This window comes from Streptomyces sp. WM6386, from assembly GCF_000972385.1.
Lineage (GTDB): Bacteria > Actinomycetota > Actinomycetes > Streptomycetales > Streptomycetaceae > Streptomyces.
In genome coordinates this window covers 1-401 of record NZ_JXTE01000566.1, presented here as the reverse complement: position 1 = coordinate 401, position 401 = coordinate 1, and the positions used below count along the sequence as shown (strand labels likewise).

Below are 401 nucleotides of genomic sequence, written 5' to 3'. Positions count from 1 at the left end.
CACCGGCACCGTGCAGGGTTTCTACACCTACGTCTTCGCGACCGCCGACGGCCGGCGCAGCCTCTCCGCGATGGCCAACACCTCCAACAAGGGATCCGCCAACACCGCGCTCGGCGGCACGCTCGAGGCCGCGTTCTGCGGCAAGAAGCCGGCCGCGAAGTTCGGGTCGTCCCTGTTGCCTGCCGAGTCGGACCTGCCCGAACGCCGCTGAAAGTCGGCGTCTCGGTTCTCGATGACGACCGCGGTGCAGGGTGGTGAGATCGGCGCGGCCGGACACCGTACGGATGTCCGGCCGCGGCGACCAGCGCCCAGAACGGTTTGGTCTGCCACGCGGCCACGGGCGCGGTCTCCCCGAACGCCGCTGCGGCCGGCGGACGTCGGGCCGTCGGCGAACCACTGGG

Annotated in this window: 1 pseudogene; it reads left to right on the top strand. The window is 71.6% G+C overall.

Features of this window, described 5'->3' with window-relative positions:
* Positions 1-211, top strand: a pseudogene (locus tag TN53_RS42715) (peptidase M15); the annotation flags it as partial.
* Between the last annotated feature and the right edge of the window lie 190 nt (positions 212-401).